Origin of the sequence: Micromonospora polyrhachis (assembly GCF_014203835.1) — a bacterium.
Classification (GTDB): domain Bacteria; phylum Actinomycetota; class Actinomycetes; order Mycobacteriales; family Micromonosporaceae; genus Micromonospora_H; species Micromonospora_H polyrhachis.
Window position 1 is genome coordinate 627,304 of the sequence record NZ_JACHJW010000001.1, and the last position, 23,131, is coordinate 650,434.

The following is a 23,131-nucleotide window of genomic DNA, read 5'->3' on the forward strand; positions in this document are numbered from 1 at the left end:
CAAGACTCAACCTGCGGTCGACCCGCTTCGCAGGACGAACTCCCAGTCGACCGTCCTGGCCCAATCGGCATAGCTGTGCCAGGCCACCCCCGGGTACCTGGCATGCAGCCCCTCGACATCGACAAAGTCGGTGTTCTCCTCGAACCGCTGGAACATGTCCGCGATCTCGTCACCGGCCCACTGGCGGACCTGGTCCAACGGCAACTGCCGATACGGAATCTCCCGGCCGAGCACCTCACCGAGGATGCGGGCCGCCTGTTCGCCGGTCACCCGGTCGGAAACGACGTCGATCCGCTCACCGACGAACTGTTCCGGGTTCTCGATGGCGTGCACGGCAAGGCCGGCGATGTCCCGGACGGTCACCTGGTCCAACGGCTTACCGGCCGAGAGCGGGTTTGCCAGGACACCGTCAGCGAGTCGACTGAACCCTACGTTGAGGACGTTCTCCATGAAGTACACCGGCCCCAGGACGGTTGCCCGTACCTCCTGATCCCGGAGGTACGCCTCCACGAGTTGCTTGCTGTCGGCGTGGTCTATGTCGGTTGCTACCAACCGGTCGCCGCCACGTACCGAGGAATAGACGAGGTGTATGCCGTTCTGCGCTGCGACATCGACCAGGAGGCGACCCTGGGCAACCTCCTCGTCCTTGCCACCCGATCCGAATGGCACCGACAGGCCGAATACCGCGTCGACGTCCTTGGCGGCGCCAGCGAGCGCTTCCGGATCGGCCAAGTCACCCACGACGAGCCGTACACCGGCATCGGACAGCGCCCGGGCGGGTGCCGACTCGGACGACCGCACGTAGGCGATGACGTCGTGGCCGCGGTCGAGCAGCAGGTCGGCAACGGCACCTCCTTGCTTCCCCGTCACACCAATGACAAGAACGGTGGTCATAGCTGACTCCTTGATCACGCTCTGCGGACGGCATCGAGTCTGTGGGCTCAACCTTGGTTAAGGTCAAGTGCTAGGTTGTCGACTCATGCCAAGACCCCGTACCGCGTTCCACGAACTCACCGTCGGGCAGGTCGCCGATCGCAGCGGCGTCGCGATATCCGCGCTGCACTACTACGAGCGCCAGAACCTCATCCGCAGCACCCGGACGGCGAGCAACCAACGCCGCTACAGCCGTGACACCCTGCGCCGAGTTGCCTTCATCAGGGCATCCCAACACGTCGGTATCTCGCTCGCGACAATCAAGGAAGCCCTGGACCAACTGCCCAGCGAACGCACCCCGACCCCGCACGACTGGGCTCGCCTGTCGGCAGCATGGCGAACCGACCTCGACGCCCGCATCGCGCAGCTACAGGCACTCCGGGACGACCTCACCGAGTGCATCGGATGCGGCTGCCTGTCACTGCGGGTCTGCCACCTGACCAACCCGCGCGACGTCCTGCGTCACGAAGGCCCAGGCGCGCGACGCCTGCCACCCGATCCACCGTCCCATGCCTCCGGACCGGTCCAGAACGGCCGGCAGGACGATCACACGTCCTGACGCACGGGATCAGTGCCCGACGCCTACCAGGGCACGCTCCTGTCGCGCTGTGGCAACGACGGTCTCCCAGGTGACCGTACCGGCGGCCCACCGATCGAGCAGGACCTGATCATGGCTGATCGCGAGCACGCCGGCACCGCTCTCCCGCCGATACTCCTCGACGGTGTGCACGAGGTGCGCCTGGGTGCTGGCGTCGAGCATGGTGGTCATCTCGTCGCAGATGAGATAACTGGGTCGCAGGGCCAGGGCCCGCGCCAGGCAGGCCCGCTGGAGCTGCCCGTCGGAGACCTCGTGCGGCCGGCGGCCGAGCAGTTCCGGGGTGAGGCCGACCGCGTCGGCCAGGGCCGACAACGCGCCATCGGCGTTCCCGCCCCGTCCGGTGGCCCGCAGGGGTTCGAGAACGACGTCCCGCAGTCGAAGCCGGGGGTCGACGGCCAGCCGGGGCTGCTGGAAGACGATCGCCACCCGGGTACGCACCGCCCTGGGAGCCCGGTGCCGCCAGCCGGGCACCGGCACATCGTCGATGGTCAAGGTTCCGGCAGCGGGGCGGCGCAGCATCGCCAGAACCAGGCCCAGGGTGGACTTGCCGCACCCACTGGGCCCGGCCAGGCCGGTGGTGACCCCGGCGGGCAGGCTGAAGTCGACGCCGTCGAGAACGGTGTTCCGGCCGTACCGGACGGTGACCTGGCGCGCGGTCAGGGCGGTCATCTCAGCCTCCTCGCGGGTGGTGGCAGGCGACCTCGCCGTCGGCGACGGTCACCAGCTCGGGCCGGTCGTCGCAGCGCCGGTCCGCCCGGGAGCAGCGGGCAGCGAAGGCGCAACCGGTGGGCAGCCGGGTCAGCTCGGGCGGAAACCCGGGCAACGGCCGGAACGCCCGCTCGGGCAGGGCGTCCAGCAACGCGGCGGTGTACGGGTGCCGGGGCTGGTCGAACAACTCCGTGGTGGGCGCGGTCTCCACGATGCGGCTGGCATACATGACCGCCACCCGGTCGGCGACCCGGCGGGCGGCGGTGAGGTCATGGGTGATCAGCAGGATGGCGTGACCGGCGTCGCGTAGCCGGGCCAACTCGTCCATGGTTGCCTCCACCAGCGGACGGTCCAGTCCGGTGGTGGGCTCGTCGGCCAACAACAGCCACGGTTCGCCGGCCAGCGCCAGCGCGGTGGCCGCCCGCTGCGCCAGCCCACCGGAAAGCTGGTGCGGATAGCGGTCGAGGTGCTGCTCACCGAGCCTGGCCCGGCCGGCGTAACGGCGGGCGGCGGCCCGGGCATCCCGCCCGGCGGTGCCCAGCACGGAGATCGTCTCCCGCAGTTGCGATCCGACGGTACGCACCGGGGTGAGGTGCGCGGCCGGGCTCTGCGGCACCAGACCGATCCGGCGGCCCCGGATCCGGCTGGCGAGCACCCGCTCGCCACAACTGAGCAGGTCGAGATCGTCCAGCAGGGCGCGACCCCGGATCTCCGCGTTGCCGGGCAGCAGGCCGAGCAGCGCCGAGACGAGCACCGACTTGCCGCAGCCGCTCTCCCCGACCAGGGCCAGGCACTCCCCCGCGGCCAGGGTGAACGTGGCATCGGTGACCGCGCTGACGGTGGCATCGGGCAGCCGGAACCGCACCGACAACCGGTCGACCCGCAGGCTGTGCTCGACATTCGATTCCGACGGACGGCTACGTTTCTCGGTGGCGGCGCTCACAGTTGCAACTCCGTACGACGGCGGGGGTTGAGCCGGTCCCGCCACCAGCCGGAGAAGACGGCGATGGCCAGGGTCGGCACGATGATGAACAGGCCGGGCACCAGACTGGGCCACCATGCTCCGGCGAACAGTTCCCCCCGCCCGTCGTTGATCATGTTGCCGAGCGAGGCAAGGTGCGGCGGCAACCCGAGGCCGAGGAAACTCAACGCGGACTCGTGCCACACCGCGTGCGGCACCATCAGCACGGCGGCCAACCCCAACTGCGGGACCACCGCCGGCAGCAGGTGCCGTACCAGGATCCGCCACCGGGTCGCGCCGTCGGAGATGGCCGCGTCGACGAAGGTCCGCGAACGCAGGGACAGCACCTCGGCACGGACGATCCGGGCGGTGGTCAGCCAATGGGTCACCCCGATGGAGACGATCACCGCGCCGACCCCGGGGGCGAACATGGCGACGATGAAGATGCCGAGCAGCAGGTGCGGCAGCGACCCGAAGCCGTCCACCAGCCGCATCAGCAGCCAGTCGACCCAGCCGCCGGCCACCCCCGCGACCAGTCCGACCAGCCCGCCGATGACGGTGGCGACCGCCGCGGCGACCACCCCGACGGTGAGCGAGACGCGTAGCCCGTACAGCGATCGGACGAGCAGGTCCCGCCCCAGTTTGTCGGTGCCCAACGGGTGCTCGACGGAGGGCGCCTGGCTGGCCGCGCCGAGGTCGACCAGCCGCTGGTCGCCGGGGAAGAGCAGCGGGGCCAGCAGCGCCGCACCGACCAGCAGGGTCAGCACCGCCAGCGCGGTCCAGACCCCGATCCGGCGGCGTCGGCCGGTGGTGGGGGTGCCGATCCGGGTACGCCCCGCCGGGCGCCAGACGAGTTCGCTCATCGCAGCCGTACCCGGGGGTCGGCCAGCGTGTAACCCACGTCGGCGGCCAGGTTGCCGAGCAGCACGGTGACCGTGGCCAGCAGGGTCAGCGCGGCCAGCAGCGGGAAGTCCACGGCCAGCGCGGCCTGTACGGTGGCCCCGGCCACGCCGGGCCAGGAGAAGACGGCTTCCACCAGGGTCACTCCGGTGATGAGTTCCGGGATGCGCGCCCCGGCGAGGGTGATCAACGGCAGCAGTCCGGAGCGCAGCGCGTGCCGCACCAGCACCATCCGTTCGGGCAGTCCCCGGGCCCGCGCCCCGGTCACGAAGTCCTCCGCCAGGGTGTGGGTGACGGTCTCCCGGACGTAGAGGATGAACCACGGCGACTGGGAGACCGCCAGCACCGACGCGGGCAGCACCAGGTGCCGGGCCACGTCTGCGGCCTGGACCGTGCCGGCACCGGCGTCGGTCAGCCCACCGCTGGGCAGCGCCCCCAGGGTCAGGGCGAAGACCGCGATCGCGGCCAACGCCAGCCAGAAGGTGGGAATCGCCTCCAGGACGTACCCGGTCCAGGTGACCGCCCGGTCGACCAGACCACCCGGCCGGCGGGCGGCCAGCGTACCGAGCGGGATGCTGATCAGCAGCGCACCGGCGAGACCGACGGTGGTGAGCAGCACCGTCCAACCGAGCCGCTCGCCGATGAGTTCGCCCACCGGGCGACCACCCATGCTGCGGGCATTACCGAGGTCGCCGGAGAACAGGTTGGTCGCCCACTCCCAGTACTGCACCAGCAACGGCTGGTCCAGCCCCCAGTTGGCCCGCATCCGGGCCAGGTCCTCGGTGCTGACCCGGGCGGCACCGGCGTCCCCCACGTACTGCAACACCGGGTCGAACGGGGATGCCTTACCGAGCAGGAACAGCCCGAACGACACCAACACCAACAGCGGTACGGCGGCGGCCAGACGCAACCCGACCGTACGGGCAATCGCCGCCGTCACCGGGTCGTCCAGTCCTCAAGGTTCCACCAGATGCCGTTGAAGCCGTGGTCGTGCGGCTCGGTGCGGGGCAGTTGCCCGGTCCAGGCGTCCCGTACGACGAACGTGTGGTGCAGGAAGACCAGCCCGACGTTGGGTACGTCGGTGGCGACCTTGCGCTGGACCTCGTGGTAGAGGCGTACCCGCTCGGCGGTGTCCGCGGTGGCCCGGGCCCGGTCGAGCAGGTCGTCCACGGCCGGGTTGGCGTACCGGCCGGGGTTGGCGTAGCCCTTGCCGGCCAGCGAGGAGTGCAGCGAGTCGTACAGGTCGAAGTCCGGGTCGTACGGCGAACCGCTGCCGAAGAGTACGGCGTCCTTACCGAGTCGGGGGTTGATGGCGGTCCAGTCCAACCCGACCAGTTCCACGTCGATGCCGATTCTGCGTACGTCGGAGGCGGCGGCGGTGGCCAGGTCCTTGCGCAGGCTGTCGCTGGCCGGGTACATCAGCGTGAAGGCGGCCCGCTGTCCCCCCTTGGCACGGATGCCGTCCCCGCCGGGCAGCCAGCCGGCCTCGTCCAGCGCCCGGGTGGCCGCTGCTACGTCCGCCGTACCGGGTCGCGCCTGGGCCGGTTCGAACCACCGTCCGGCGTCGGGTGAGATCAGGCCGAAGGCCGGCTTGCCCTGCCCGTTGAGCAGCGTGCGCAGCATGGCGTCCCGGTCGACGGCGAGGTCGACGGCGCGTCGGATGGCCACGTCACCGGTGACCGGGTGGTTCAGCGGCAGGGAGACGATCCGGTAGTCGGCGCTGGGGTTGTCCCACCGCCGGTGGCCGGGGAGTTGTCCGAGCCCGTCGGCGATCTTCGGTGGCAGCACCGCACCGTCCAGCTCGCCGCTGCGCAGCCGGGCGGCGCGTACGTTGTCGTCGGCGACGAAGGCCATGGTCACCCGCTTGATCGCCGGCGCACCACCCCAGTACGACTCGTTGGCGACGAGCACCAGCCTCTCCCCCGCCGTCCAGGACTCGACCTTGTAGGGGCCGGTACCGATCGGGCGCTGGTTGAAGGGGGCGGTGTTGACGTCGTGGCCGGCCAGTGCCTTCGCCGGGACGATGCCCAGCGTGGTCCGCTTCACGAACGGCGCGTACGGGTACTTGAGCCGGAACACCACGGTCCGCTGGTCCGGTGCGGTCACCTCAGCGATCGAGGCGAACGCGGGACGCAGCGTCGAGTCGGTCTTCTCGTCGAGGACGGCACGGTAGGTGAAGACCACGTCGTCGGCGGTGAGCGGTGTGCCGTCGTGGAAGGTCACCCCGGGACGCAGCGTGAACGTGACGGTCTGGCCGTCCGGACTGACCTCCGGCAGCTTCTCGGCCAGCGCGGGCACCGGCTCCAGCTTGTCGTCGTACGCGACCAGCCCGTCATAGATCTTGCTGGCCCCCTCGACGGCGTAACCGAGGACGGGGTTGAGCGTGTCCGGCTCGGACTGCACCCCGAGGACGATCGAATCCGTCGATCTCGTGTCACCCTCGGGATTGCTGCCACACCCGGCCAGCAACGCACCCACCAGCGCCGCAGCACCGATCCCCACCAGCACCCGCCGCATACCGCAGCTCCTCTGCTATTGCGAATAACTAGCAACAAGCTACGCGACCACGGTCCGGCGGCAAAATTTCCAGCGAAATCAATCAATGTCAAGGTTCGCCGGGCGCTGAACCTGCCCCCTAGGCATGGATATTCTTCGATAAATCGGGTGCGTCGATGTAGCTGTCGACCGACGAAAGGGGGAAGCACTTGAGGACACGCGCCATACTGTCGGCGGTCGCCCTGGCGGGCGCGCTGATCGCCCTGGCAGCAAACCCGGCTTCAGCAGCAGAGACGGCCTACCTGGAGAAGACCCAATACCTCACCAGCAATCCCACGGATGGAATGGCCACCTCCTGCACCAGTAGGCGGATCGGCCTGGCGGCGGGCAACTACACCTGGGGGAACTACTACCCAGGCTCGGTCCGAGACCAGTACCTCGGCACCACCACCTACACCTGGACCACCTGCCTGGATCCGAAGAACGGCTACTACCAGCAAACGACAACCCTGGACCCAGACCAATCGGGGTGGGACACCGCCACTATCAGCGACAACCTGATCATTTCGCCATCCGGCACGTGGACCTGGGGCTCCTACATCGATCCTCATTTCTGATCGTCAGCGCCCTACGGAGGCCCCAACTCCTACGGGGCCTCCACCTACCTACATCAGCGCGGCCGGTTCGTGCTGCGATAGACCGTCCCGCGATGGGGCACGTCCGGCGATAGCTCACGCGGGTCGACCGCGTCCGGTGCGATGCTCCCGTTCTCGACGGCGACACCTACCCCGCCTCGGCCTCGCCGGGCCCGGAGCAGACGCACGGTCACGAACCAACCAGCGGCCACGCCACACACCACGATGACCATCTTCTGGAGCACTCCGGCGTAGCCCTCCACCAGATGCCAGCTCTCCCCGAGCAGATAGCCAGCGAGCACGAACACCGTGTTCCAGATCAGGCTGCCCAGCGTCGTAAAGAGCAGAAACGTGGTCACCCGCATCCGCTCGACACCGGCCGGAATCGAGATAAGGCTGCGGAAAATCGGGATCATCCGCCCGAAGAAAACGGCTTTCACCCCGTGCCGGGCGAACCACGCCTCGGTGCGGTCGATATCCGCGACCTTGATCAGGGGAAGCCACGCGGCGACGGCCCGTACCCGATCCCGGCCCCACAGCACACCGAGGTAGTACAGCGCCAACGCGCCCAGCACCGAGCCGAGCGTCGTCCAGCCGATCGCCCCGGCCAGGCTCATGTCACCCTGACTGGCGGTGAACCCGGCCAGCGGCAGGATCACCTCGCTGGGGATCGGCGGGAAGAGGTTCTCCAGCGCGACGGCCAACCCGGCACCCGGCCCGCCGAGGCGTTCCATCAGGTCCGTGACCCAGCCGGCCACTCCCCCCGAGGGCTCCGAAGGATCCGACGCAGCGATCACACTCGCAAATTCCATGGCTACGACGCTAGAAACTGGCACCCTGCGTCACCATGTGGCGCAGCACCCAGTTGACGTGACCCGACCACAGCCAACAACTGTGGAAAACCGCAACCTGCCGGAATCAGCCCGGCAGAATATGGTCTCGCCACCGCCCACCGCCACGCCAACTCGACACACCGTTACCTTCCTGCGTGCTCTGGACGATCCACGACCCGCTGCGCCTACTCGGCTTTGCCGTAGAACTGGTGGCCAGCGCGTAACTGCTGTAGCAACTTGGCCCGGGTCCCGGGCCGCTTGGCCTGACTGAAGCGGTGTATGTAGGCGTACCGGTTTCGGCTGTCCATCGCCTGTAGCTGTTTGGTGGCCACCTCGTCCGCAGTGATCTCATCGGGGATCGCGGCGGAGGCTGGCCCGTGATAAGCCGCATCCCAGCGTCCATCAGCCTTTGCGCGTTCCACCTCGGCCAGGCCGGCAGGGCGCATCCTTTTTGCTGTGATCAGCGCCTCGGCCCTGTCCGTGTTTATCTTTGACCACATACTGCGTTTGCGTCTGGGCGTAAACCGTTGCAGGTAGTAGGTGTCGTCGAGGCGGTCGGCCCGGCCATCGATCCAGCCGAAACAGAGCGCCACCTCGAGTGCTTCGGAATAGTTGATGCTGGGCACGGCTGTGCCTTTCTTGGCGAACTTCAGCAGGATGCCATCGGTACGCTGGTGGTGCTCCTCCATCCAACGCTCGAAATCGGCCTGTGCTCCGAAGCTCAGAATGGGCAGCTCGCTCATGCCACGTTACCTCGCCATAATCCATGTCACCGCGATCAACGAATGGTACACGCACTTCGAGACACTGCCTGGTGCTCGCTCGCCGGGTTCCGGTCACACGGTCTCGGGCAACTTTCCCCAAACGCCACCTGGCAACGTGGCGGCGCACTCCCGACGTGGAGTGCGCCGCCACGGGTGTTGGTGTTACCGCAGGGACCTGACGAAGGTGCGAATGTCACCGACGAGCAGTTCAGGCTGTTCCAAGGCGGCAAAATGGCCGCCACGGTCGAATTCGGTCCAGTGCACGATCATGTTGCCGTATTCGGCGAGTTTACGGATCGGCAGGACGAGATCCTTGGGGAAAACCGCCACCCCCATCGGCGTGGTCGACTCCTGCGGCTGCGACCACGAGTGGGAGAACTCGTAGTAGATCTGCGCCGAGGAACTGGCCGTGTTGGTCAGCCAGTAGATCATCGCGGTGGTGAGCAGATAGTCGCGGTCGACCGGCTCGTCGCTCCATTCTTTGAACTTTTCGGCGATCCAGGCGAGTTGGCCTACGGGAGAATCGGCCAGGCCATAGGCGAGAGTCTGTGGCCGCGACGACTGGATAGCCATGTAGCCGCCCAGATCTCCCTGAAAGGCCTCGAGCCGGTCCAACCGCGCCTTGTCCTGCTCGTCGAAGTCGTGCTCGCCGAACGGGAAGGTCATCAGGTAGTTCACGTGAACCCCGATGACGTGCTCGGCATCAACGACACCGAGTTCACGTGAAATCCCCGAGCCCCAGTCGGTTCCCTGCGCGACGTAGCGCGGGTAGCCCAATTGCGCCATCAGCGCCGCCCACGCCCGGGCGATGCGGTTGAGGTCCCAGCCTGGCTGCAGTTCCGGCCCTGAGAACGCGAACCCGGGCAGCGACGGGATAACCAGGTGGAACGCGTCGGCTGGATCGCCGCCGTGGGCGCGCGGGTCAGACAGTGGGCCGACAACCTCCAGGAACTCGGCCACCGAGCTCGGCCAGCCATGGGTGAGGATCATCGGGGTGGCATCCGGCTCTGGGGAGCGCACATGCAGGAAGTGAATCTGCTGGCCGTCGATCTCGGTGACAAATTGCGGGTACGCGTTGAGCCGCGCTTCGTATTCGCGCCAGTCGTAGGTGCTGACCCAATAGTCGGCCAGCTCCCGGAGGTAGGCGACCGGCACGCCACGTGACCACTCGGCTCCGGGAACTTCGGACGGGTATCGGGTGCGGGTGATGCGTTCGTGCAGGTCGTCGATCTGCGACTGGGCGATGTCAATCTTGAAGGGCTTCATGAGAACTACGCTATGAAGTATTGCGGCAAGCTTCTTGCCGCAATGCCCACTAATGTCAAGAACATGTTGGAGACCTCTGCCAGGCTGCTGCGCCTACTGACGTTGTTGCAGGCCAAACCGGACTGGACCGGCGCCGAACTGGCCGCCCGCCTCGACGTCAGCCCCCGCACAATCAGGTACGATGTGGACAAGTTACGCAACCTGGGCTATCCCGTGCACGCGGCTCCCGGAATTGCCGGCGGGTATCGTCTCGGCGCAGGTGCAAAGCTTCCGCCCCTGCTGCTCGACGACGACGAAGCGGTCGCCGTGGCGGTGGGCCTGCGCACCGCCGCCATCGGGTCTGTCACCGGGATCGAAGAAAGCGCCGTGAACGCGCTGGCAAAGTTGGAGCAAGTCCTCCCCCCTCGCCTGCGCCAGCGGGTAACCGACCTGCACACCTACACCACCCCGCTCATCAAGCAGGGTGATGCTGTTTCTGCCGAAACCTTGACCCGGCTGGCCGCGGCGTGCCGGGATCACCATCGCGTGCGCTTCACCTACACCACACACGAGGGCTCGACCGACGAACGTGACACCGAGCCACACCGCCTCGTGCACACCGGACGACGCTGGTATCTGATCGCCTGGGACACCGCCCGGCGCGACTGGCGCACGTACCGCGTCGACCGGATCACACCCCTCGAACCCACCGGCATGCGCTTTGTCCCCCGGCCGCATCCCCCGGACCCCGCGGGCGTGATCCGAGGCGTCGACACCGCCCTGTCAACGCACCGCGCCAAAGTCACCGTGCTCGCACCAGCCTCGGCCATCACCAGCTATCTGCCCGACTCCGTGGCGGTGCAGCCAATCGACGACACGAGCTGCGTCGTGCACGCCGGAGCGGACACCCCGTACCAGCTTGCCCTGCACATCCTCATGCTGGACAAGGACTTTCACGTCCACGGCCCACCAGACCTGCTAGACGCTTTCGCTGTCATCCGGGACCGGTTGAATGCCATCACCTACTGAAAGCAGCCACCGACACGCGGCATCAACCCGAACTTCGTCGCCGGATCTCGACCCGCCCGCATCGACCTCCGGGACAGCGGGTGGAGACTGGCCGCATGTTGTTCCTCTGCTACCACCGCGACCGGCCCGGCTCGCTGCCGCTGCGCCACGAACTACTCGAAGAACACTGGTCCTACATGGACCGGTACGCGGCAGAGATGATCGCCCGCGGCCCGACCTTCGGCGACGACGGGGAGACGCCCACCGGCAGCCTGCACATCGTCGACCTGCCCGACCCTGCCGCCGCTCGGGCGTTCGCCTTCGACGAGCCCGGCTACCAGGCCGGCGCGTACCGGGACGTGCTGCTCCGCAGGTGGCGCAATTTGTTGGGGCGCACCATGTGGGACTTTCCTGGCGGCCGGACGGGCGGCAACCGGTACCTGGTGCTCGGCCTCGGCACGGGGCAGGCGGCTGACCTCACCGTGCCGGCTGACCAGGACGAGCTGATCGCGTACGGGCCGCTGCTCTCCGACGACGGCAGCACCTGGCTGGGCACCGCACTGCTGGTCCAAGCGTCGGACCCGGACGCGGCACGCGCCATCCTGACCGCCGATCGGTACGCCGACATCGAGGTCCACCCGTGGGAGTTCGGCGGGCGGCGCTGACAGCCCGCTCGCAAAGTGTTCGGACGCCCAGGGCATAACCCGAGAACGACTCGGACACAACCACTGCCAGGGCGGATCCACTGCCGGATCGGGCCAGGTCACCTACCGGATGGATCTTGTAATGTCGCGCGGGTGACAACGACCCGCGTGGGCAGCGGACTGAGCCCCCGAATCTGGACGGCGCTGGTCGTCCTAGGGTTCGTGGGCCAACTGGCCTGGACCGTGGAGAACCTGTATCTCAACGTGTTCGTATACGACACGATCAGCGACGACCCGAACGTCATCGCCACCATGGTCGCGGCCAGCGCGGTGACCGCCACACTGTCGACGTTGCTGATCGGCGCGCTGTCGGACCGGATCGGCCGCCGCCGGATCTTCATCTCCGGCGGCTACCTACTCTGGGGCCTGGCCACCGCCACCTTCGGCCTCCTCACCGTGGACACGGTCGAGAACATCGCCCCGGTGGCCAACGTCGTACTGGTCACCGCGATCTCCGTCATCGCCCTCGACTGCCTGATGTCGCTGCTCGGCGCGGGTGCCAACGACGCCGCCTTCCAGGCCTGGGTCACCGACGTGACCGAGCCCCGCAACCGGGGACGGGTCGAATCCGTACTGGCCATCATGCCGCTGGTGTCGATGCTCGCCATCTTCGCCGGCTTCGACGGCATGACCCGCGCCGGGCACTGGCAACAGTTCTTCGTCATCATCGGGCTGATCATCGCGGTGGTCGGGGTCGCCGCCTGGTTCCTGGTGGACGACCAGCCGACCCTGGCCAAGCCGAGTGGCAGCTATCTTCGCGCCGCCCTGCACGGGCTCCACCCCCGCGCGGTACGGGAGAACCCCGGGCTCTACCTGGCGCTGTCCGCCTGGGCGATCTGGGGCATCTCCACCCAGGTGTTCCTGCCGTACCTGATCATCTATCTCCAGCGGTACCTGGAGATCGAGGGGTACGCCATCGTCCTCGGCGTCGTACTCACCGGGGCCTCGATCGTCAGTGTCCTCGGCGGGCGGCTCATCGACCGGATCGGCAAGGTGCGGTTCCTGCTCCCGGCCGCCGCCATCTACGGCACTGGGCTGCTCCTGATGACCGTCGTCCGGGACATGGTGCCGGTGATCCTCGCCGGGCTGGTCATGATGTCCGGCTTCATGCTCGTCCTCGCCCCCATCGGCGCACTGGTCCGCGACCACACCCCACGGGAGCGGGCCGGTCACGTGCAGGGACTACGGATGGTCTTCGCCATCCTCGTCCCGATGCTCGTCGGCCCCTACCTGGGTGCCGCCGTGATCAAGGGCGCCAACGAACACTACGAGGAACTCGGCGTGGTCAAGCAGGTCCCGACCCCCGCCATCTTCCTCACCGCGGCAGCCGTACTGCTGCTGATCGTCGTACCGGCGCTGGTGCTGCGCAGGAGGGAAGCGAAGTGACCCAGGACCTGCTCACCCCGTGGGGCGAGGCCCTCGATCCGGCCAACGTCCTGCCGGAATACCCGCGTCCGCAACTGGTCCGGGACAGCTACCTCAACCTCAACGGCCGGTGGTCGTACGCCATCACCCCGGCCGGAGCGGCACCAGGCGACACCGGCCCGTCGGCGGCCGGGTCGCGAGTGCCCGGCATCGATGCGGAACCGGCCGCGTACGACGGGGAGATCCTGGTGCCGTTCTCCCCGGAGTCGGTGCTCTCCGGCGTCGGGCGGCAGCTACAGCCCGATCAGACCCTCTGGTACCGCCGTACCGTCACGCTGCCCGCCGACTTCGTGCCCGCCGGGACACCGTCGCGGGTGCTGCTGCACTTCGGTGCGGTGGACCAGACCTGTCGGGTGTTCCTCAACGGCATCGAGGTCGGCGGGCACACCGGCGGCTACCTGCCGTTCCACTGCGACCTCACCGACGCCCTCCAGGACGGCGAGAACACCCTGGTCGTCGCGGTCCGCGATGTCAGCGACACCAGCCACCACTCCCGGGGCAAGCAGAAACTGCACCGGGGCGGCATCTGGTACACCGCCCAGTCGGGCATCTGGCAGACCGTCTGGGTCGAGTGCGTTCCCGCCGCACACGTCGAACGACTCACCCTGACCCCGGAGTTGGCCGATGGCTGCGTCGAGGTGACCGTCCACGCGGCGCAGTCGGCGGAGACCGGCGCTGGCGCTAACACGACCGACCCACCGCACGCCCGGATCGAGGTCCTCGCCGACGGCGTCCTGGTCGGCGAGACCACCGCGCCCGCCGGGCAGCCGGTACGCATCCCGATCCCCGACGTACGGCCGTGGAGCCCCGAAGATCCCTACCTGTACGACGTCAGCGTCACCCTCGGCACCGACCGGGTACGCAGCTATGTCGGGATGCGGTCGTTCGGCGTCGGCCCGGACGCGGCCGGGGTGCCCCGACTACTGCTCAACGGCCAGCCCTACTTCCACGCCGGAATCCTGGATCAGGGCTACTGGTCCGACGGCATGTACACCGCCCCGTCGGACGCGGCGATGGTCCACGACATCGAGACCATGAAGCGGCTCGGCTTCACCATGCTGCGCAAACACATCAAGATCGAGCCGCTGCGCTGGTACCACCACTGCGACCGGCTGGGCATCCTGGTCTGGCAGGACCTGGTCAACGGCGGCAGCAGCTACCGACCGCTGGTCATCACCGCCCCGGCGGTGACCCCGCTGCGGCTGAGCGACCGGCGACACCGGTGGTTCGGCCGGGGTGACGCCGAGGGCCGGGCCCAGTTCCGCACCGAGGTGTGCGACACCATCGAGCACCTGCGCAACGTGGTCAGCCTGGCGGTCTGGGTTCCGTTCAACGAGGGCTGGGGCCAGTTCGACGCGGCCCGGACCGCCACGGAGGTCGCCGCGCTCGACCCGACGCGTACGGTGGACCACGCCAGCGGCTGGCACGACCAGGGCGGCGGCGACCTGCACAGCCTGCACATCTACTTCCGCCCGTTCCGGGTGCCCCGGCGACGGCGCGACGACAGCCGGGTCCTCGTCCTCTCCGAATACGGCGGCTACAGCCTGCGCCTCGCCGGGCACGCCTTCACCGACCGGGAGTTCGGCTACAAACGCTTCACCAGCGCGGAGGCGCTCGGGGACGCCTTCACCCGGCTGCACACCGAGCAGATCGTCCCGGCCATCGCACGCGGCTTGAGCGCGACCGTCTACACCCAACTCTCCGACGTCGAGGACGAGCTGAACGGCCTGCTCAGCTACGACCGGAAGATCGTCAAACTCCCCGAGGAACTGGTCCGCGCGGTCAACACCCAGCTCCGCATGTAAGGAGGCCCCCTCCTATCACTTTCCGCCTGGAAGGGGCCCCTCCTTACAGCATGGCGGTCACCAGCGGTTGTGGGCCTCCTCGGCCCACCCGACCAGCCCGTCCAGGTCGACCCGTTGACCGTCGTCGGTCTGTGCCCAACCGGAGAAGTGCCCGAAGCACTGGTGCGTCTCGCCGGCCACCACGCCGAGGCTGGTCCGGGCGACCTTCTCGTGGAACGGGTGGAACCGCACGTCCGCCTGCTCGCCGCTGATCCGCCACGGCCGCAACCAGTCGCTGCGGTCGTAGCTCCACCGCAGTTCCTCACCGATCTTGTGCAGCCGGCCGTCGACGAAGACGGCGTTCTCCGTCGTACCGGTGCCGTCGGTCCACTTGCCGCCGAGCTGGATCGACCTGCCACCAGGGCCACTGCCCGCGGCCCAGTTCCACGTGATCGAGTACGGCCACTTTCCCCGACCGTGGTCCAGCACCGCGAACGAGTCCTCGGCGCTGATGGCATATTCGCCGGTGGCCAGGCGTAGCCGGCCGCTGCACGGGCGACCCACGTCCTTGACCGTGTACTGGAACCGGTTCGGCCCCCACGGCACCACCACACCCAGCGACTCGTGCCCTTCGGGCAGCGGCACGACGAGGTCCAGTTCGAGGCCCGGGGCGACCGCCCGCAGCGTGGAGCCGTCGGGGCGCTGGTCGATGTCGATGCTTACCCCACCACCGCGTACGGCCACCGGACCGACCCCACTGCGTTCGGGCAGTACGGCACCCCGCCCGAACGGAACCACCACATCCTTCTTGATCTCCGTACCGGAGTTGCGGTCCAGCACGTACACGCCGTGCAGCCCGGCGTAGTCCAGCGACGAGGCCACCAGCCCGATGATGTGGGTGGGGGTGACGATTCCCCAGTACTCCCAACGCTTGGCCCGGCCCCAGCCGCGCAGGTTCGCCCGGTGCATTGGCTGCCGGGTCCAGCCGACCGCCGTGGGGTTGAGCCGCCCGTCGGGCAGACAGAGGTCGACAGGCTCGGTGATCTCACGCTCGTGTGTCGGCATGGCGAGAGGTTAGCCGCCCCGCTGACCCCCTGGTCAGCAGGGACGCACCCCGGCGCGGCAAAGGTCGTACCTCCCCCGCGCCCGGACGCGCCTCAGCTCCGCAGCGCGTCGTCCACCCCCGGCTCACGAGGGCCGAGGTGCACCGGGTCGCGGCGGCTCAACACGTCGAAGACGGCCTTGACGGCAGCGCCGTACTCCCGGAGGCTCCCCCACCGCCAGGCCCGGTCGAACCGGCTCACCGAGTCGTCGCCGACCCCGACGGCGGCCAGCCCCAACTGCCGGCACACCGCCACCGCCCGGCGGACGTGGAAGCTCTGCGTCACCACGATCAGCTCCCGGACCCCGAAGATCTGGTGGGCACGGACGCACGAGTCGTAGGTGTCGAACCCGGCATGGTCCATCACCACCTTCGACTCCGGCACACCGTGCTCGACCAGCCAGCGCCGCATCGCCCCGGGCTCGTCGTACTCCCAGCTGCCGTGGTCACCGGAGACCAGCAGGGCACGCACCTTGCCCTCGTCGTAGAGGCGCTTGGCCAGCTCGAGCCGGGCCTCCAGGAACGACGACGGCGTACCGTCGTCGTACACCCGCGCGCCGAGCACCAACGCGACCGGGGCCGATGGCACCGACTCGGCCGAGTAGATTCGGCCCTCGGCCTCGGACCGGATCCACAGCACGCTGGCGACGACCGCCCCGGACGCTGCCAGCAGACCGGGAACGAGAAGGAACACCAGGCGACGACCCCACCGCCGAAGCCCGGACGGACGAGCTGGGGTGGCCGGGGTGGCCGGGCGGCTGCCGGGTTCAGAGTCCATCCGCCAATTCTTCCAGTACGGCCAACGTCCGGAGCCCGGATGTGGCGGGCCGGTCAGGTGTCGTATTCCCCGTCCCACGGCGGATAGAACCCGAGCTGGTTCGGATAGAGCTCCACGTGCTCGCCGTACTCGTCGTCGGACTCGTCCACCAGGCCGAACACGATGCCGTCGACCTCGACCGAGAAGAGCCGCACCGCGATGTCACCGAGAGTCGGCTGAGGCAGCTCGGACAGCCAACCGGTCAACACCCGATCCGCCCGGTCGATGACGTCCTGTTCGCCCTGGGCGGTGGTGCCCGCGTACCACACCTCCGACCCCTGATGGTGACCGTCGCGGTCGAACCGGTGCAGCACCGCGTACCAGCGCTTGTGCTCCGGCCAGTCGTCACCGACCTGGAGGCCCTCGGGAAAGGCGGCGGTGACGCAGGCGAAGAACTGACCGTCGGCGTACCGACCGATCTGGCCGGTGTGGTAGTCGGGCTCGTGCATGATCGGGATCAGGTCAGGTATCGGCACGCTGCGGATCGTATGTACCTCCCCTGACATCCTCTCGATCTCGCGCGCCGCCATCCTCCCCGACGACGAGGGGACGCCCACGACCGTTCCTGGCTGATCGCGGCGCTGGTCGGCATAGGCACCTAGTCGCGCAGGGTGGCCCGCACGACTTCCCCGGGCTCTGGCCCGGCGTGCGCGAGCATCCCGCCGTCGGGGGCCCACACCGCCGAACCACCCGCCGCTCGGTCGAAGCCACCGCCGGTGGACCCGGCGAAGCTCGCCACGGCGACCCACACCCCACGGTCTGCGACGACGCGCTGCGCCCGCTCGGCTGGCACGTGAGCGTCGCGGAGGTGGTCGAGGACAGAAGCGACGTAGACGTCCATGCCGAGCGCTGCGGTGGCCGCGTCGTGCTCGGCGAAGCGGGTGTCGCGGCAGATCGCCAGGCCCAGTCGCCAGCCGTCTACTTCGAGTACCGATGGTCCGGTGCCCGGGCTGAACCGCGCCTCGGACTCGTGCACATGCACCTTTCGGTAGGCCACGCGCGCCCCGGTCCCGTCGACGGCCAGCGTCGCGATGTACTCCCGACCCGCCTCATCCTGGACCGGGGCACCCACCAGCGCCGTCGCCCCCGTCTCGGCGCACGCCTCGATGATCGGCGTCAACCTCGGCTCTTCGGTGGTGATCGCGGGCGCGTCCAGTTCGTACCCTGTCAGCGACAGCTCGGGAAAGACGACCACCCTCGCGTACGCGGCCCGGACCATGTCGGCGTGCTCGGCCACGTTCGCCACCACGTCGTACGCCTCGGTCGTTGGTTGGGCGACGGCGATGACGAGCGGCTGACGTTGCATGAGCGCTCCCGCGTCCATCGTGGAACCTTTCCGGGGTACACCGCAGGCACCTGCCGCGCGACCACGACACGGAACTCGTCTACGGAGCGCCTAGACGATACTCAGGGCCGCTCGGACCTCGTTGGCGACCTGGCTGGCGAGATCGGCGGGCGGCGCGGCCATCCGATTGTGCACGAAGGCGAATGCGAAGCCGTTCTTCGGGTCGGCAAGGGCGATGCTGCCGCCACTGCCCTTGCAACCGAAGGCGGAGCCGCCACCACCCATCTCGGGAAGCCCGAGGAAGTAGCCGAGCCCTTTGGGGACGGGCGCACCGAGGACGCGGTCGACCTCGGCGGTGGTGATCGTGGAGATCCGGCCGGTGCGGTGCGGTGAGATCAGGCGTACGCCGTCGACGTCACCCACGAGGGCGGCATACATGCGGGCGGCGGCATGGGCGGTCATCGTGCCCGCGCAGGGAAGGTCGACGGCAAGGTAGTCGGAGCGGTTACCCAGTTCGGCGCTGGGCTGGATCGAGTGCGGAGCCGCCTTGAAGAACAGCGAGTCCGCCGGCCGGCGGGCCATGGTCTTCACCCAGTTGCCGTCTTCCAGCCGCGCCACCCGGTCGTGCTGCGCGGCGGGGACTCCGAAGAAGAGGTCGTCGGCGATGCCGAGCGGGCCGGTGACGTGCTCGCACAGCACCCGGGCGACAGATCGTCCGGTCACTCGCCGGACGACCTCGCCGAGGATGTAGCCGTACGTGAGCGCGTGGTATCCGGTGGCGGTGCCGGGTTCCCACAGCAGCGGCAGGTCGGCGATCCGGGTGCACATGCCGTCCCAGTCGCCGAGGTCGCCGACCGTGGTCTCCTGCGGTGCCTGTGGCACGCCGGCCGTGTGTGTGAGTACGTGTCCCACCGTGATCCGGTGTTTGCCGCGCGCGCCGAACTGCGGCCAGTACTCGGCGACCGGGGTCTCGTAGTGCAGCAGCCCTCGTTCGGCCAGGACGTGCACCAGCGTGGACGTCGATCCCTTCCCCGTCGACCAACTGTTGAACAACGTGCGGTGGTCGACCAACCGCCCGGTGACGGGATCGGCCAGACCAGCCTGGGCGTCCACCACCGGTTCGCCCCGTAGGTAGACGGCGACCTGCACCCCGGTCTCCTGGCCGGTCTCGACCAGATGGTCGAGCATCTTCTGCACCCTCGCCTGCGCGTCCATTGCCATGGTCTCCGTCCCCGGGGAGCGGCACCGTGACGAGTACCGCCGGTCGTTACGATCGCTAGCAAAAATGTTAACACCGGTAACTCTAAAGTGTACGATGTTCACGTGGCAACGCGAAAGCTCGATCCTCCGACGGTGGTCGGCACCGCCCTGAAGCTGCTCAACGACGTCGGCCTGGATGGCCTGTCCCTGCGGCGGCTGGCGCAGGAACTGGGCGTCCAGGGACCGGCCCTCTACCGGCACTTCGCCAGCAAGCAGGACCTGCTCCGCGCCATGGCCGATGCGATGTTCGCCTCGGAGATGGCCATCCTTGAGCGGCCCCCACCCAGGGCGGACTGGGCCGACTGGCTCATCGCCCGCTCACACGCGGTACGGCGGGTCATGCTCTCCTACCGTGACGGCGGACGCCTCAAGGAGCACCTGCACAACCCGTCCGACCAGTGGCCAGGCCTGGAACTGCTACTACAGATGATGGAAGAGGCCGGCTTCTCCGTCGAGTCGGCGCTGTACGGCATCTACACCGTCGGCAACCACATCCTCGGCACTGTCATCGCCGAGCAGGAGTTGCAGGCACGGCAGGACCTACTCGTCGACCAACCGCAGGTGGATCTTACCCGCTTTCCCCGGATCGCCTACGGCACCGCACTACGCAGTCAGGGCCGTGACTTCGATCGGGAGTTCGAGTACGGCCTGCACCTCATCATCTCCGGGCTTCGCGCCAGCCTCGACGAGGCCAGCATCGAGACCTGACAGCAGAGAGGCCCGGCAACAGAGAGGCCCGGCAACAGAAGGGCCCGGCACGCCCTGGCCTCGACCCGAGAAGCCCTCCCCGGCCAGCCGTACTCGTTCACTTCCGGCACAGCGGTACGTCCGGGACGACCTCGTTGCGGTTGAGGACGTTGGTCGTCCCGCCGATCCCGCCCTCCGCCTCGATGGGCTTCGCCTCGAACACGCGGAGAAAAATGTTGATCACCTTGACCACGACAGTCGGAAGTCGGTATCCCACGCCGTAGTCGGTGAAGAGAGTCAGCGTCGCGCCCCGACACACCGTGATCGGCGCGCCCAGCGCGGAGCCGATCGTCACCCCGACCGAGGCGGTCAACCCGACGTACAGGCCGGTGCTGAAACCGAACGCGCCGATCCCGACGTGCAACCGCGCCTGATAGGCGAAGAGCAGGCCGTTGACGCCCACCGAGATGCCGGTGATCGAGTTGGTGAGGCTGTTCTTCACCTGGAAGCCCGTTGGTTTCCAGGCGTCGAACGACCCGTCCTGGTAGCCGAAGCCGAGCTTCCCGCCGAAGGCGTACCGGGCCTTCGCCTGGATGTTGCCGTTCTTGGCGGAGAACGCCGTCTGGATGGTCAACGACTGGTTCACCGTCGCCGAGAACGGCACCCCGAGGAACGTGCCCAGTGGGACGGAGAAGTCGACCGGGACCGTGATCCGGCGGTTGATGTTGTGGCCCGCGCCGAGGGCGCTGCCGCCCTCGACGTCGAGCCGTAGCCCGGTGCCTCCGGTCACCTCGAACTTCGCCGTCCTGATCGAGCCGTTGTCGATGACCAGGTCGAAGGTGCCCGATGGTTTCTCGAACATCAATTCGAGCGTGCCAACCAGCCGTATGCCGCCACTGTCGTAGGTGAAGTGCAGACCGATGCCGGTCGCACAGCAGGTCGGCGTCACGTTGAACTGCCCAGCCGGAATCCGGGCCGACTTCGACCGGCCCGGCAACCGACCACCACCACTGCCCCCGGTCCCCGGCCCACTCTCCTCGGTTTCCGCCCAGAACGGCTCGCCGGCCGGGTTGGCGACCATCCGGTCGAAGGCGATGGGCCGGTCGCTGGTGAACCGGCCGTCCCGGATCACCTCCGTGATGGCCACCGGCCCGATGGTCACCGCCAGGTCGTCGCCGTCGGGGCGTACGTCCAACACCCGCCCCACGCCGCGCCCGGTGATGAACATGACCTTGCCCCGGGCGAGGGTGTCGGCCCCTTCGGCGCGCGGATCGATGCGCCAGGTCAGCCCGTCGGCGGTCACCGACCGCACCGACCGGCTACCGCCACCGACGAGCACCACGTCCGGTTGGTACGTCACGTCCCGGTGCGGTCGCGGGGCCGGGCCATACCGGGTGTCGGCCTCCTCGGCCACGTCGTGGGACCGCCCATCGGCGGAGCGCCCGCCGACGCAGGCCGTCGCACCACCCAGGACGGCGGCGGCGGTCACCACCGCCAGGAGCCCACGGCAGATCGGGTTTCGGGGTCGCATCAGCACACCTCGTGGACCGGAGCGGGAATGGTCAGTACGTGCTCAGAACCGGGTGGCGACCGTGCGGGCCAGATCCTCCAGGGGTTTGCGGTTCTCCGCCGGATCGTTGAGCCGGACGAGGCGGATCGACACCCACTGGCCGGACTTGTTCACCCACACCGCTTCGAAACTGACGTACGCCTCGTCGCCGACCCCGGCCAGCGGACGCAGTTCGTGCCCGAGTTCCCGTTCGATGTCGAGAAACTTCTTGGCCCCGTCACCGACGAACACCTCCACCTGCGCGGTCGGCCCGGTGACCGGCCCGGTGTAGGTGCACGTCTCCCGAACCGGCACCGTGTCCTCCAGCCGGGTGCCCGCCAGCCGCTCCGCCTCCGACCTGGACACCAGCGAGCACGGGTCGATCGTGGGCCGCGACGGCGGTGCGCTGGGCTCACCGTCCGTAGCCGCCGCAGCGGTGGTGACCGCCGGCTCCGGTAGGGCACCGGACGATGGCGGTGCACTGTCAGGTCGGCCACAGCCCAGTAGCCCGACGACCACCAGCGCGGTCAGGCCGATCAACGGCACCGCCGGGCGGATGTGGATCCGTCTCATCACAGAGGTCCTTTCCGAAAGACGCGGGGCGATCAGACCCGGCTGCGGATCAGGCCGATCAGCCGGATCGCGGTGGGACGGTCGGATTCGCTGGTAACGCTGGTGACCACCTGGATCTGGCAGGCCCGGTCGCCCACCACGAACTCCGCGACGTTGCCCGAACCGAACCGGATTCCGTCCGGGCCCGGCTCGGTCGGGCCGAAGTCGGACTGGGCCGGCAGGTTACCGCCGACGGCGGTCCCGGTCCGCCCGATACTCACGGTGATCGAGTGATAGGTCTCCGGGTTCTCCCAGGTGCAGACGCTCTCCCCGACCCCGTCACCGGGCCCACCCCCGCCGTTGGGCCCGATGACCGGACCGACCTCGGCTGTGGTGAGCAGGGTGCACGCGTCCACCTTCGGCCCGCTCGTCGACGCGGCCGGACCGGTCGCGCCCGCCGGGCCCGGTGCGCCGGCACCGTCCGACGTCGGCGCACCGCCCGACGTCGGCGTACAGGCTGCTGCAGCGGCCAGCAGCAGGGCCGCCGTCACCATCGTCTTCATCAGGTACGAACTGTCAGCCATCTCCCGCCTCCGATGCCGCTACACGGTCCGCGTCGTATGGGGCAACCCACGCCGCCGGGCTGAGCCGATCGACTCGCCAGCCCACCGCGACCGCCACCGCCGCCACGGTCTCCTGATCAGGGCCCTCCACCAGCGCCAGCACGACGTCGTCGGCGGGCAGGCGCACCGCACAGACCAGTCGGGTTTCCGCCGTGGTCAGCAACGACACCGGTACGGGCGGGCTCTCACCACCCGCGCCGTCGTAACGCTCCACCGCGAACAATCGACGGGTCATGTCCCGAAACTAGGGTCGGCCGCCCGT

General features: G+C 68.6%; 25 protein-coding genes. 7 read left to right on the forward strand and 18 right to left on the reverse strand.

Features of this window, described 5'->3' with window-relative positions; translation table 11 throughout:
- Nucleotides 1-6: 6 nt before the first annotated feature.
- Nucleotides 7-894, reverse strand: coding sequence for an NmrA/HSCARG family protein (locus FHR38_RS02515; protein ID WP_184532421.1), 888 nt, complete (start codon nucleotides 892-894; stop codon nucleotides 7-9).
- 85 nt (nucleotides 895-979) lie between these two features.
- On the opposite strand from FHR38_RS02515, the gene soxR reads away from it, so the two are divergent.
- The gene (soxR, locus tag FHR38_RS02520) at nucleotides 980-1,492 is read left to right on the forward strand and encodes a redox-sensitive transcriptional activator SoxR (protein WP_184532423.1); all 513 of its coding nucleotides are present in this window, start codon (nucleotides 980-982) and stop codon (nucleotides 1,490-1,492) included.
- Nucleotides 1,493-1,501: 9 nt separating this feature from the next.
- Here soxR and FHR38_RS02525 read toward each other — a convergent pair whose 3' ends face one another.
- From FHR38_RS02525 to FHR38_RS02540, 5 genes are read right to left on the reverse strand one after another with little or no spacing between them, the layout of a single operon-like run.
- Complete coding sequence (locus FHR38_RS02525; protein ID WP_184532425.1) at nucleotides 1,502-2,200, reverse strand: ABC transporter ATP-binding protein; 699 nt, start codon at nucleotides 2,198-2,200, stop codon at nucleotides 1,502-1,504.
- A 1-nt stretch (nucleotide 2,201) separates the two neighbouring features.
- Nucleotides 2,202-3,182: an ABC transporter ATP-binding protein gene (locus tag FHR38_RS02530; protein WP_221450230.1), complete on the reverse strand. Its 981-nt coding sequence runs from the start codon at nucleotides 3,180-3,182 to the stop codon at nucleotides 2,202-2,204.
- Nucleotides 3,179-4,063, reverse strand: a complete 885-nt coding sequence (locus FHR38_RS31460; protein WP_221448891.1) for an ABC transporter permease — start codon at nucleotides 4,061-4,063, stop codon at nucleotides 3,179-3,181. Before FHR38_RS31460 ends, FHR38_RS02530 begins: the two co-directional genes overlap by 4 nt.
- Nucleotides 4,060-5,040, reverse strand: coding sequence for an ABC transporter permease (locus tag FHR38_RS02535; protein ID WP_312881746.1), 981 nt, complete (start codon nucleotides 5,038-5,040; stop codon nucleotides 4,060-4,062). Before FHR38_RS02535 ends, FHR38_RS31460 begins: the two co-directional genes overlap by 4 nt.
- Nucleotides 5,037-6,617 (reverse strand): ABC transporter substrate-binding protein, encoded by a 1,581-nt coding sequence (locus tag FHR38_RS02540; protein ID WP_184532429.1) that lies wholly within the window; start codon nucleotides 6,615-6,617, stop codon nucleotides 5,037-5,039. Before FHR38_RS02540 ends, FHR38_RS02535 begins: the two co-directional genes overlap by 4 nt.
- Before the next feature lie 188 nt (nucleotides 6,618-6,805).
- Here FHR38_RS02540 and FHR38_RS02545 point away from each other — a divergent pair, with 188 nt between their 5' ends.
- A complete protein-coding gene (locus tag FHR38_RS02545; protein WP_184532431.1) occupies nucleotides 6,806-7,213 on the forward strand; it encodes a hypothetical protein in 408 nt (135 codons plus the stop codon).
- Nucleotides 7,214-7,266: 53 nt separating this feature from the next.
- Here the strand turns inward: FHR38_RS02545 and FHR38_RS02550 are convergent, their stop codons facing one another.
- The 3 genes from FHR38_RS02550 to FHR38_RS02560 all read right to left on the reverse strand — a co-directional run bounded on the left by FHR38_RS02550 (nucleotide 7,267) and on the right by FHR38_RS02560 (nucleotide 10,094).
- Complete coding sequence (locus tag FHR38_RS02550; protein ID WP_376771376.1) at nucleotides 7,267-8,067, reverse strand: DedA family protein; 801 nt, start codon at nucleotides 8,065-8,067, stop codon at nucleotides 7,267-7,269.
- A gap of 182 nt (nucleotides 8,068-8,249) precedes the next feature.
- On the reverse strand, nucleotides 8,250-8,807 hold the full coding sequence (locus FHR38_RS02555; protein ID WP_184532435.1) for a YdeI/OmpD-associated family protein: 558 nt from the start codon (nucleotides 8,805-8,807) through the stop codon (nucleotides 8,250-8,252).
- A 183-nt stretch (nucleotides 8,808-8,990) separates the two neighbouring features.
- Nucleotides 8,991-10,094 (reverse strand): epoxide hydrolase family protein, encoded by a 1,104-nt coding sequence (locus FHR38_RS02560; protein WP_184532437.1) that lies wholly within the window; start codon nucleotides 10,092-10,094, stop codon nucleotides 8,991-8,993.
- A gap of 63 nt (nucleotides 10,095-10,157) precedes the next feature.
- Here FHR38_RS02560 and FHR38_RS02565 point away from each other — a divergent pair, with 63 nt between their 5' ends.
- The 4 genes from FHR38_RS02565 (at nucleotide 10,158) to FHR38_RS02580 (ending at nucleotide 15,015) form a co-directional block, all read left to right on the forward strand.
- Nucleotides 10,158-11,102 carry a helix-turn-helix transcriptional regulator gene (locus FHR38_RS02565; protein WP_184539154.1) on the forward strand — a complete coding sequence of 315 codons (945 nt, stop codon included), beginning with the start codon at nucleotides 10,158-10,160 and terminating at the stop codon, nucleotides 11,100-11,102.
- A gap of 95 nt (nucleotides 11,103-11,197) precedes the next feature.
- Nucleotides 11,198-11,746, forward strand: a complete 549-nt coding sequence (locus tag FHR38_RS02570; RefSeq protein WP_184532439.1) for a YciI family protein — start codon at nucleotides 11,198-11,200, stop codon at nucleotides 11,744-11,746.
- Between the two features lie 132 nt (nucleotides 11,747-11,878).
- A complete protein-coding gene (locus tag FHR38_RS02575; RefSeq protein ID WP_312881748.1) occupies nucleotides 11,879-13,171 on the forward strand; it encodes an MFS transporter in 1,293 nt (430 codons plus the stop codon).
- On the forward strand, nucleotides 13,168-15,015 hold the full coding sequence (locus FHR38_RS02580; protein WP_312881749.1) for a glycoside hydrolase family 2 protein: 1,848 nt from the start codon (nucleotides 13,168-13,170) through the stop codon (nucleotides 15,013-15,015). The genes FHR38_RS02575 and FHR38_RS02580 overlap by 4 nt, the downstream gene beginning before the upstream one ends.
- Nucleotides 15,016-15,072: 57 nt before the next feature.
- Here FHR38_RS02580 and FHR38_RS02585 read toward each other — a convergent pair whose 3' ends face one another.
- From FHR38_RS02585 to FHR38_RS02605, 5 genes are all read right to left on the reverse strand, one after another.
- Nucleotides 15,073-16,059, reverse strand: a complete 987-nt coding sequence (locus FHR38_RS02585) for a DUF2804 domain-containing protein (protein ID WP_184532441.1) — start codon at nucleotides 16,057-16,059, stop codon at nucleotides 15,073-15,075.
- A gap of 92 nt (nucleotides 16,060-16,151) precedes the next feature.
- Nucleotides 16,152-16,874: a SanA/YdcF family protein gene (locus FHR38_RS02590; RefSeq protein ID WP_184532443.1), complete on the reverse strand. Its 723-nt coding sequence runs from the start codon at nucleotides 16,872-16,874 to the stop codon at nucleotides 16,152-16,154.
- 53 nt (nucleotides 16,875-16,927) lie between these two features.
- Nucleotides 16,928-17,389: a hypothetical protein gene (locus tag FHR38_RS02595; RefSeq protein WP_184532445.1), complete on the reverse strand. Its 462-nt coding sequence runs from the start codon at nucleotides 17,387-17,389 to the stop codon at nucleotides 16,928-16,930.
- 122 nt (nucleotides 17,390-17,511) lie between these two features.
- Nucleotides 17,512-18,237: a carbon-nitrogen hydrolase family protein gene (locus FHR38_RS02600; protein WP_184532446.1), complete on the reverse strand. Its 726-nt coding sequence runs from the start codon at nucleotides 18,235-18,237 to the stop codon at nucleotides 17,512-17,514.
- A gap of 72 nt (nucleotides 18,238-18,309) precedes the next feature.
- Entirely contained in the window at nucleotides 18,310-19,419 is a 1,110-nt protein-coding gene (locus tag FHR38_RS02605; RefSeq protein WP_184532447.1) for a serine hydrolase domain-containing protein, read from the reverse strand.
- Between the two features lie 102 nt (nucleotides 19,420-19,521).
- Between FHR38_RS02605 and FHR38_RS02610 the strand changes: the two genes are divergently transcribed.
- Nucleotides 19,522-20,166: a TetR/AcrR family transcriptional regulator C-terminal domain-containing protein gene (locus FHR38_RS02610; protein WP_184532448.1), complete on the forward strand. Its 645-nt coding sequence runs from the start codon at nucleotides 19,522-19,524 to the stop codon at nucleotides 20,164-20,166.
- Nucleotides 20,167-20,263: 97 nt separating this feature from the next.
- On the opposite strand, the gene FHR38_RS02615 is transcribed toward FHR38_RS02610, so the two are convergent.
- Genes FHR38_RS02615 through FHR38_RS02630 form a run of 4 tightly spaced genes read right to left on the reverse strand, consistent with a single transcriptional unit; the run spans nucleotide 20,264 to nucleotide 23,104 of the window.
- Nucleotides 20,264-21,676 (reverse strand): hypothetical protein, encoded by a 1,413-nt coding sequence (locus tag FHR38_RS02615; protein ID WP_184532449.1) that lies wholly within the window; start codon nucleotides 21,674-21,676, stop codon nucleotides 20,264-20,266.
- A gap of 42 nt (nucleotides 21,677-21,718) precedes the next feature.
- Nucleotides 21,719-22,267 carry a hypothetical protein gene (locus tag FHR38_RS02620; RefSeq protein WP_184532450.1) on the reverse strand — a complete coding sequence of 183 codons (549 nt, stop codon included), beginning with the start codon at nucleotides 22,265-22,267 and terminating at the stop codon, nucleotides 21,719-21,721.
- A gap of 32 nt (nucleotides 22,268-22,299) precedes the next feature.
- The gene (locus FHR38_RS02625) at nucleotides 22,300-22,830 is read right to left on the reverse strand and encodes a DUF3558 family protein (protein WP_184532451.1); all 531 of its coding nucleotides are present in this window, start codon (nucleotides 22,828-22,830) and stop codon (nucleotides 22,300-22,302) included.
- Nucleotides 22,823-23,104, reverse strand: a complete 282-nt coding sequence (locus FHR38_RS02630) for a hypothetical protein (protein WP_184532453.1) — start codon at nucleotides 23,102-23,104, stop codon at nucleotides 22,823-22,825. The genes FHR38_RS02625 and FHR38_RS02630 overlap by 8 nt, the downstream gene beginning before the upstream one ends.
- Nucleotides 23,105-23,131: the final 27 nt, after the last annotated feature.